The following is an 8,963-nucleotide window of genomic DNA, read 5'->3' as shown; positions in this document are numbered from 1 at the left end:
CTTCGGTCTTGCGTTTCCGACTCTATCAGATCTTTTCTCGACCCGATTTCCTCGGTGCTTTCCAGGTTTCCGCTTCCGCGTTTCCCTTTCCGGCGACTCCGACTCTATCAGTGATTTTCCGTCTCTCTGACCACCGTCCTGCAGGCATGCAGAAGATGACCCCGAGATAGGATCTGACAAGTTGGGTTCCGCTGAGCGAGGGCGTCGAGTGGCGCCGCTCGTTCTCAAGCAGGGGTACGACTGTACACGGGGCTGCGGAGCGGGTGCAAATCGATTCGGGATGTGGTCTAGACCATGATTCCGGAGCTCTCGTGCGGAACCGGCACTTCATATGACATACCCTGCTGCCCAGTGCGCCGTTCGATACAAGCCGGGACGGCCCCTATGCAGCTCCATCTCCCGGGAGGCTTCCCATGACCACCGTGACGTCCCCTATCGCAGGACGCGCCATCGGACTGGCGGCTGTGCCGGATCCGGTCTTCTCCGGGGCCATGGTCGGCCCGGGGACCGCCATCGACCCCGTGCGCGAGCCTTCGGAGGCGGTCGCTCCGGTGGACGGAGTCATCGTCTCCCTTCACCCGCACGCGTTCGTCGTCGTCGACGAGAGCGGTCACGGGGTCCTCACCCACCTCGGGATCGACACCGTGCAGCTCAACGGCGAGGGCTTCGAACTCCTCGTCAACAAGGGCGACACCGTTACTCGCGGCCAGGCCGTGATCCGCTGGAACCCGGCCGCCGTCGAGACCGCCGGCAAGTCCCCGATCTGCCCGATCGTGGCACTGGAGGCCACGGCCGAGGCGCTCTCCGAGCTCCGTGACGACGGCGACGTCAAGGCCGGCGACAGCCTCTTCCTCTGGAGCTGACGTCCGTGCCGTCGTACGACGGCACGTAGGACAACCACCGCGGCGGCGGGACCCGCCGCACTATCGGAGACGGGTGAGATGGAGACAACGCTGCGAGGCGTCGGCGTGAGCCACGGTGTGGCGATCGGCGAGGTTCGGCACATGGGAACGGCGGTGCTCGAACCGCCGGCCAAGCAGATCCGGGCGGAAGAGGCGGAGCGCGAGCAGGGGCGGGCCCGACAGGCCGTCGAGGCTGTGGCGGCCGACCTGATGGCGCGCGGCAATCTGGCGGGCGGCGAAGCGCAAGCGGTGCTCGAGGCGCAGGCCATGATGGCCCAGGACCCCGAGCTGATGGCGGACGTGGACCGGCGGGTGGCCGTCGGCAGCACCGCCGAGCGGGCGGTGTACGACGCGTTCGCTTCCTACCGCGAACTGCTCGCGAACGCCGGTGAATACCTGGCCGGCCGGGTGGCGGACCTCGACGACGTGCGGAATCGTATCGTCGCCCGGCTTCTGGGGGTGCCCATGCCGGGTGTCCCCGACAGCGACGAGCCCTACGTGCTGGTCGCGCGTGACCTCGCCCCGGCCGACACGGCTCTGCTGGACCCGACCCTGGTGCTCGGCTTCGTCACGGAGGAGGGCGGGCCGACCAGCCACAGCGCGATCCTGGCGCGGGCGCTGGGCGTTCCGGCCGTAGTGGCGCTGCCGGGTGCCGGTGAGCTGGCCGAGGGAACGCTGATCGCCGTCGACGGCAGCACCGGCGAGATCTTCGTGAACCCGAGCGACGAGAAGAAGGCTCAGTTGCGGGCCGCGGCCGCCGAGCGCACGGCCGCGCTGGCGGCCTCGACCGGACCGGGTGCCACCGCCGACGGTCACAAGGTGCCGCTGCTGGCGAACGTCGGAGGTCCGTCCGACGTGCCGGCCGCCGTCGCGGCCGGTGCCGAGGGTGTCGGCCTCTTCCGGACCGAGTTCCTCTTCCTGGACGACAGCAAGAACGCTCCGTCCGAGGAGAAGCAGATCGAGGCCTATCGCCAGGTCCTCGAAGCGTTTCCCGAGGGACGGGTCGTCGTCCGTGTGCTGGACGCGGGTGCGGACAAGCCGTTGGACTTCCTGACCCCGGCCGACGAGCCGAACCCGGCGCTCGGCGTGCGCGGCCTTCGGACCCTGCTGGACCATCCCGACGTGCTGCGCACCCAGCTCACCGCGCTGGCGAAGGCGGCCGAGGGCCTGCCCGTCTACCTCGAGGTGATGGCCCCGATGGTGGCGGACCGTGCCGACGCCAAGGCGTTCGCCGACGCCTGTCGCGAGGCCGGGCTGCGGGCCAAGTTCGGCGCGATGGTGGAGATTCCCTCTGCTGCGCTTCGGGCGCGTTCGATCCTTCAGGAGGTCGAGTTCCTGTCGCTGGGGACGAACGATCTCGCGCAGTACACGTTCGCCGCCGACCGTCAGGTGGGCGCGGTGTCCCGGCTCCAGGACCCGTGGCAGCCCGCGCTGCTCGACCTGGTCGCGATGTCCGCGGAGTCGGCGACTGCCGAGGGAAAGAGCTGTGGTGTCTGCGGTGAGGCGGCGTCCGACCCGCTGCTCGCCTGTGTACTGACCGGTTTGGGCGTCACCTCCCTTTCGATGGGTGCGGCGTCGATTCCCTATGTCCGCGCGGCTCTGGCGAAGTACACGCTGGCCCAGTGCGAGCGGGCCGCGGCGGCGGCGCGGGCCGCGGACAGCGCCGAGGAGGCGCGTGAGGCGGCTCTGGCGGTGCTGTCCGGCGAGTAGTCGGACCGCGTCGGCCGTCGGCTCTTCGTCAGGGGCGCCCCACCCTCGGGTGGGGCGCCCCCGCCGTGTTCAGTGGTGGTGGCCCTGCTTCGGCTCCTCGTCCCCTAGGCCGGGTGGTTCGCAGTAGTCGACGTCGGACTCCGGGGAGATGAGGTCGCCGTTCTCGACGTCCGTGCAGTAGGCGTCGAACACCTCGCCCGCGGTCAGGGGTGCGAGACCGTCACCGCGCAGCCGCCATCCGTAGATCCGGTCGGGGCTGCCGGGTGCGCTGGTCCTCATGACCAGTCCGCCGGGGCTGTGGGTGGCGATGCCCAGGGCGAGCACCGTGGTGAATTCGAGTGCTTCCACCTCGTCGAGTTGTGCGGTGCCGTCGATGTCGTCGTCGGCGTGGAGTACGGCGGCGAGTGTTTCCGGAGTGCCCGAGACGCTGCACACGAGGTGTCGGTCGCCCGGTGGGGCCGTGTCGAGGATGCGGGCCAAGAGGTTCGACGCGTTGGTGAAGGCCGCGCGGCCGATGTCCTCGCCGCAGGACGCGCAGGCGCCGAGACGGGCGAGGAGCGTCGTCGCGTACTCCCAGGTGGCCTGCCGGACGGCTTCGTCGACGAGGTCCGGCACCAGGTCGCTGAGGGGCTGGCCCTCGTAGGCGACCGTGGGGCCGGTGGCCGCGAGTTCGGCGGTGAAGCGTGTGCGGCTCGACGGGGTGTCGGGGTCGAGGCCGCCGGCCGTGCAGTACTCGGCGTAGTCCTGTGGGTCGAAGAGGGCGATCGTGGTGTGGTTGCCCTCGGCCGCCCGGGTCTTGAGGAGCGTCTCGACCTGTTCGAGGTAGGTCGTGTGGTCGTCGAAGGTGAAGCTGCGGTAGTGCCGCATGGCGTGGAAGTCGTGTTCGTCGGTCAGCAGGCCGATGGTGCCGGCGATTTCGCGGCGCAGGACGCGTCGCATGGTCTGGTGGTCGGTGTGCGCCATGTTTCCCCCTGTGCACGGTCGATCAATGCTCACTCACAGTAACCGGCGGCACTGACAGTGAGACTCCGGCCAGGGGGTCACGGCCTGCTCGACGCGTGATCGTGCAGGTCGGAGGGCCGACGTGCGTCGGACCGCGTCGGACTTCGCCGTCGGGCTCAGCGCGGTCCGACGCGGGCTGCGGGAGGTGACCGACCGCCGCTCGGCGGAACGGTCAGGCGCGTTTGCGGGCCAGGTCCTCGTAGAAGTGCAGCAGGTCCAGGTTGTCGATGGAACCCGGGTTGACCGCCTTCTCCAGCGGAGTGCCCTGCAGCAGGCGCTTGACCGGGACCTCGATGCGCTTTCCGGTCAGGGTGTGCGGGATTCCCGGGACCTCGATGACCTCGTCGGGGACGTGGCGTGGTGAGAGCTGTTCCCGGATGGTCCGCTTGATGCGCTCCAGGAGGGCGTCGTCGAGCGCCGCGCCGGGGGCCAGGTGCACGAAGAGGGGCATCCAGTAGCCGCCGTCGGGCTGTTCGACGCCGATGACGAGGGACTCCTTGATCTCGGGGAGGCGTTCGACGGCTTCGTAGATGTCGGCCGAGCCCATCCGGACACCTTGGCGGTTGAGCGTGGAGTCGGAGCGGCCGTGGATCACGACGGAACCTCGGGAGGTGACCGTGATCCAGTCGCCGTGGCGCCATACGCCGGGATAGGTGTCGAAGTAACTGTCGTGGTAGCGGGTGCCGTCGGGGTCGTTCCAGAAGCGGATCGGCATCGACGGCATGGGGTTGGTGACGACGAGTTCGCCGACCTCGTCGACGACGGGCCGGCCGTTCGGGTCCCAGGACTGGAGGTCGGTGCCCAAGCCCGGTGCCTGGAGTTCTCCGACGTACACGGGGAGGGTGGGTACGGCTCCCGCGAAGCAGGAGCAGACGTCCGTGCCGCCGCTGACGGACGCGATCCAGAGGTCGTCGCGTACCTCGTCGTGCAGCCACCGGAACCCGTCGGGCGGCAGGGGCGAGCCGGTCGTGGCGACGCATCGCACCCGGGAGAGGTCGAAGTCCCGCGCCGGATGTACGCCCGCCTTGCGGCATGCCATGACGTACGCGGCCGAGGTTCCGTAGAGCGTGGCTCCGGTGCGTTCGGCCACCCGCCACTGGGCACCGGTGTCCGGGTAACCGGGGCTGCCGTCGTAGAGGACGATCGTCGTGCCGGTCAGCAGGCCGGAGACGAGGAAGTTCCACATCATCCAGCCGGTCGAGGTGTACCAGAAGAAACGGTCCTCGGGGCCCAGGTCGCAGTGCAGGCCGAGCTGTTTGAGGTGCTCGATCAGGATGCCGCCCTGGGACTGGACGATGGCTTTGGGCAGGCCTGTCGTACCGGAGGAGTACAACACCCAGAGGGGGTGGTCGAAGGGGACCTGTTCGAAGACGGGGTCCACGTCCGCGGCGGTCAGCGCCGACCACTCCAGCGCCCCTTCGGGGGCCTCGGTGCCGAGGAGGGGGATGTGGACGACGGCACGCACGGTCGGCAGCTCGCGGCGCAGTTCGGCGACGGTCTCGCGGCGGTCGTGCCGCTTGCCTCCGTAGCGGTAGCCGTCGACGGTGAACAGGACGACGGGTTCAACCTGCTGGAAGCGGTCCAGGACGCTGCGGGCGCCGAAGTCGGGGGCACAGGACGTCCAGACGGCGCCCACGGCGGCTGTCGCCAGGAGCGCGACGACGGCTTCCGGGATGTTCGGGAGGTATCCGCTGACGCGGTCTCCCGGGCGTACGCCGAGCGCGCGCAGCTCGGCGGCCAGGGAACCGACCTGGCGGCGCAGTTCGGTCCAGCTGACGGGGCGCGGCTCGTGGGTCTCGTCGACGTACAGGAGGGCCGGTTCGTCCGTGCGGGTGGCGGTCGCGCGCAGTGCGTGCTCGGCGTAGTTCAGCGTCGCCCCGGGGAACCACCGCGCGCCGGGCATCGACCGGTCGCCCAGCACGCGCGCGTAGGGCGTCGAGAACCGTACGTCGAACCACTCCGTGAGGGCCTGCCAGAACGTCTCGAGCTCGTCGACGGACCAGCGGTGCAGCGCCGCGTAGCCGCCCTCGGCCGGGCCCGCGTGTCGTTCCGCCGCCCAGGCCTGGAACCTTGTGACCTGGGCTTTGGCCATATGATCCGGATCGGGCTGCCAGAGAGGCTGGGGGTTCACGGTCGACATGGGGCGGCTCCCGGACTGTGCGCTTCGTGTGCGTCGGTCGCGCACGGGCAGGGGGTGTGCGCGTGACGCGGCTGACACGGACGATGCCATGTGATCGACTTCTGCACCAGGGTGCGCTCCACATAGTCCGCGCCATGAAGGTGTGGTCCCGTCACGGGTGAACGGAAGTTGAACGGCACGCATGCGTGGGGCAGTCAATGGCAGGGTGAGCAGCATGGACGGTCGTGACCTGGTGCGTTCGGTGAAGGTGGTCGGCTCCGCGGGGGCGGCCCAGAGGTTGCGTACGGTCCGGGCCGCCTGGCGCAGGAGGCGTGCCGACGCCGCCGCGCTGCCGTCGCGGGGCGCCGAGCGTGCCCGGGTACCCGGTGCCGTCCAGGGCGCGGAGCCGGGGCCCGGGGGCGGCACGGTCCGGTTCAGTCGGTCCGAGCTGCGGATTCTCGTCGCCGTCAACGGCGCGGTGTTCTGGGGGTGGGACGGGGCGGGACCCGAGCCGTCATACGCGCTGGCGGGGCGTTGCCCGGAGCCCGATCCGCGGGCGGTGCTGGAGCCGGACAAGGACGGCGGCTGGCGGGTCGTGGCCGAGCGGGTGACGGTCACCGTCTCGCGGCACGGCGCGGTCGAGGTGCGTACGCCGGGAGGCGTGACCCTGCGCCGCGATCTGCCGCCCCGTTGGTGGGAGCCCGTAGGTGGCGGCCCGGCGCGCTGGATGCAGCGGTCCGAGGTGTCCGCCGACGCGCGGTTCTTCGGGCTCGGGGGGCGGTCGTCGGGGCCCCGTCTGCGGGACGGCACGTACCGTCTGTGGAACTCCGATCCGGGTCGTCCCTTCGCGTCCGGCGACGACCCGCTGCACCTGACGATGCCGGTGCAGCTCGTGGTGGCCGACGCGGCCACCCACCTGGTGTTCCACGACACCTCGTGGGACGGCACGGTGGCCCTGCGGGAGGGCGAGGAGGGCGCGGGTTCCGGGCACGACCGGGCCGGCCGGTGCGAACTGCGCATGGACGGCGGTCCACTGCGCTGCTGGGTGATGGTGGGCACCCCCGCGCGCGTGCTGCTGGCCTGGGCGTCGCTCACCGGTGCGCCCGCGCTGCCGCCGGCGTGGGCTCTGGGTCACCAGCACGCCCGCCGGGGGTCCGGTGACGAGCAGGAGCTGAGACGGGCCGTCGCGGGTTACCGGGAGCACGGTCTGGCGCTCGACGCCGTCCACCTCGACGGCGCCCACTTCGACGAGCACCAGGGGTTCACCGTCGATCCCGGCCGCTTTCCCAAGTTGTCGGCGTTCGCCAAGGAACTGCGCCGGGACGGAATCCGTCTGGTCTCGGTCGTCGATCCAGCGGTCGGAGTCGCGCCCGGGAACTCCGTGTACGACAGCGGTGAAGCCCTGGGTGCCTTCGTACGGGACGCCTCTGGGGAGCTCGTCCACGGGGTGGCGCGGCTCGGGGAGGCGGTGTACCCGGACTTCACCCACGCGCGCGTGCGCAAGTGGTGGGGCGGTCTGTACGCGGAGCGGCTGACGGAGGGCTTCGCGGGTTTCTGGCACGACATGAACGAGCCGACCTCGTTCACCGCTTTCGGGGAGTCGACGTTGCCTCGGTCGGCCCGCCACTCCCTCGACGAGCGGGGCGGTGACCACCGCGAGGCGCACAACGTCTACGCGCTGTGCATGGCCAGGGCGGCGTATGAGGGGTTGCGTGAACTGGCTCCCCAGGAGCGTCCGTTCGTCGTCTCCCGCTCCGGATGGGCGGGCTTGCAGCGGTACGGGGGCGCGTGGTCGGGCGGGGTGGCCACGGGCTGGCCCGGGTTGCGGGCCTCGCTGGCGCTGGTCATGGGGCTGGGGCTGTGCGGAGTGCCGTACTCGGGGCCGGACGTGGGTGGCCACGACGGGACCGGGTCGCCCGAGCTCTACCTGCGCTGGTTCCAGCTGAGCTCGTATCTGCCCTTGTTCCGCACACAGGCGAGCCCGCGCGCGGGACGCCGGGAGCCGTGGGAGTTCGGTGCCGACACGCTGGAGCACGCGCGCGTGGCACTCGCCGAGCGCCGGCGGCTGCTGCCGTACTTCATGACGCTGGCGCATCTCGCCCGGCGTACCGGAGCGCCGTATGTGCGGCCGTTGTGGTGGAGCGCGCCCGAGGACCGCGTACTGCGTGACTGCGGGGACGCGTTCCTGCTGGGTGACTGTCTGCTGGTGGCGCCGGTGCTCGATCCGGGGGCGGACCGGCGTGCGGTCCAACTGCCGCGGGGGCTCTGGTACGACACGGCGACGGAGCAGGCTTACGAAGGGCCCGGCCAGGTGCTCGTCGACGCCCCCGTGGCACGCATACCGGTGCTCGCGCGCGCGGGTTCCGTCATCCCCGTGCGCGGCGAGGACGGCTCCCTGGAACTGGAGGTGTGGGCACCGGACCGGGGACGCACGGGAGGCGGCCTGGTGGTCCAGGACGGGGGCGACGGCTGGGACGAGCCGGAGATCGAGCGCTATACGGCCCGCTGGGAGGGCCGGCGCGTGGTCGTCGAGCGCGAGGGTGAGCACGGCGGGCGCGAGCCGTCCCACCCGGTGCGCGTGCGAGGGCTCGCGGGGCGCGAGGCTCAGACGTAGCGGCCCTCGAAGAACGCGCGCACGGCGAGCGTGTGCAGGGGGAAGGCGAGCTCCTCCGGCCTGCGCAGGAGATGCCAGCCCTCCGTCTCGTCCGTGGCGACCGACTCCGGAAGGCGGTCGGCCGGGTACTCCGGGAGGAGGCCGAACAGCAGCAGGTGGCCGTCGGGGGAGCTCATCGCGTCGGCGAGCCGTACCTCGCGGCTCACGGCGTCGATGCCGGTCTCCTCCTTGAGCTCGCGGACGACGGCACCCCGCCAGTCCTCACGGTCGTCCAGATATCCACCCGGCAACGCGATGCCTCCGCGCGCGGGGGCGATGGTTCGGGTGATGACGACCAGTGCGGTGCCCTTCGTGTCGTACACGGGTTGGAGGGCGACCGCCACGGGAAGCGGATTGCGGTAGGCCAGGGTGCCGCAGGCCGGGCAGGTGCGTGGCCAGCCGGAGATGCCCTCTCCGAAGGGCGATCCGCAGCTCGAACAGTGAGAGCCGAGGGCGGAGTTGGGAGCGGAGTGTTGGGTTTCGGACACGCGGCGGACTGTATCCGATCACGCAGATGACGTCTTCCCCGGGCTGCCCGGTGGTGCACGACGGGCGACTCGACGGGCGCGGGGAGGCC

6 protein-coding genes are annotated in these 8,963 nt (G+C 70.9%); 3 read left to right on the top strand and 3 right to left on the bottom strand.

The features are described from left to right. Positions 1-413: 413 nt before the first annotated feature. A complete protein-coding gene (locus tag ACWCQK_RS20815) occupies positions 414-863 on the top strand; it encodes a PTS sugar transporter subunit IIA (RefSeq protein ID WP_451156862.1) in 450 nt (149 codons plus the stop codon). Positions 864-941: 78 nt separating this feature from the next. Next, the gene (gene ptsP, locus ACWCQK_RS20810; protein WP_451156860.1) at positions 942-2,612 is read left to right on the top strand and encodes a phosphoenolpyruvate--protein phosphotransferase; all 1,671 of its coding nucleotides are present in this window, start codon (positions 942-944) and stop codon (positions 2,610-2,612) included. 69 nt (positions 2,613-2,681) lie between these two features. Here the strand turns inward: ptsP and ACWCQK_RS20805 are convergent, their stop codons facing one another. Further along, positions 2,682-3,575 (bottom strand): hypothetical protein, encoded by an 894-nt coding sequence (locus ACWCQK_RS20805; protein WP_451156858.1) that lies wholly within the window; start codon positions 3,573-3,575, stop codon positions 2,682-2,684. Positions 3,576-3,786: 211 nt separating this feature from the next. After that, positions 3,787-5,754, bottom strand: coding sequence for an acetoacetate--CoA ligase (locus tag ACWCQK_RS20800; protein WP_451156856.1), 1,968 nt, complete (start codon positions 5,752-5,754; stop codon positions 3,787-3,789). Between the two features lie 214 nt (positions 5,755-5,968). Between ACWCQK_RS20800 and ACWCQK_RS20795 the strand changes: the two genes are divergently transcribed. Further along, on the top strand, positions 5,969-8,347 hold the full coding sequence (locus tag ACWCQK_RS20795; protein ID WP_451156854.1) for a glycoside hydrolase family 31 protein: 2,379 nt from the start codon (positions 5,969-5,971) through the stop codon (positions 8,345-8,347). Here ACWCQK_RS20795 and ACWCQK_RS20790 read toward each other — a convergent pair. Beyond that, complete coding sequence (locus ACWCQK_RS20790) at positions 8,338-8,874, bottom strand: NUDIX domain-containing protein (protein ID WP_451156852.1); 537 nt, start codon at positions 8,872-8,874, stop codon at positions 8,338-8,340. The genes ACWCQK_RS20795 and ACWCQK_RS20790 overlap by 10 nt on opposite strands. Positions 8,875-8,963 lie beyond the last annotated feature (89 nt).

Source organism: Streptomyces sp. NPDC002306 (assembly GCF_053593435.1).
This window is presented reverse-complemented; position numbering and strand designations above follow the sequence as displayed.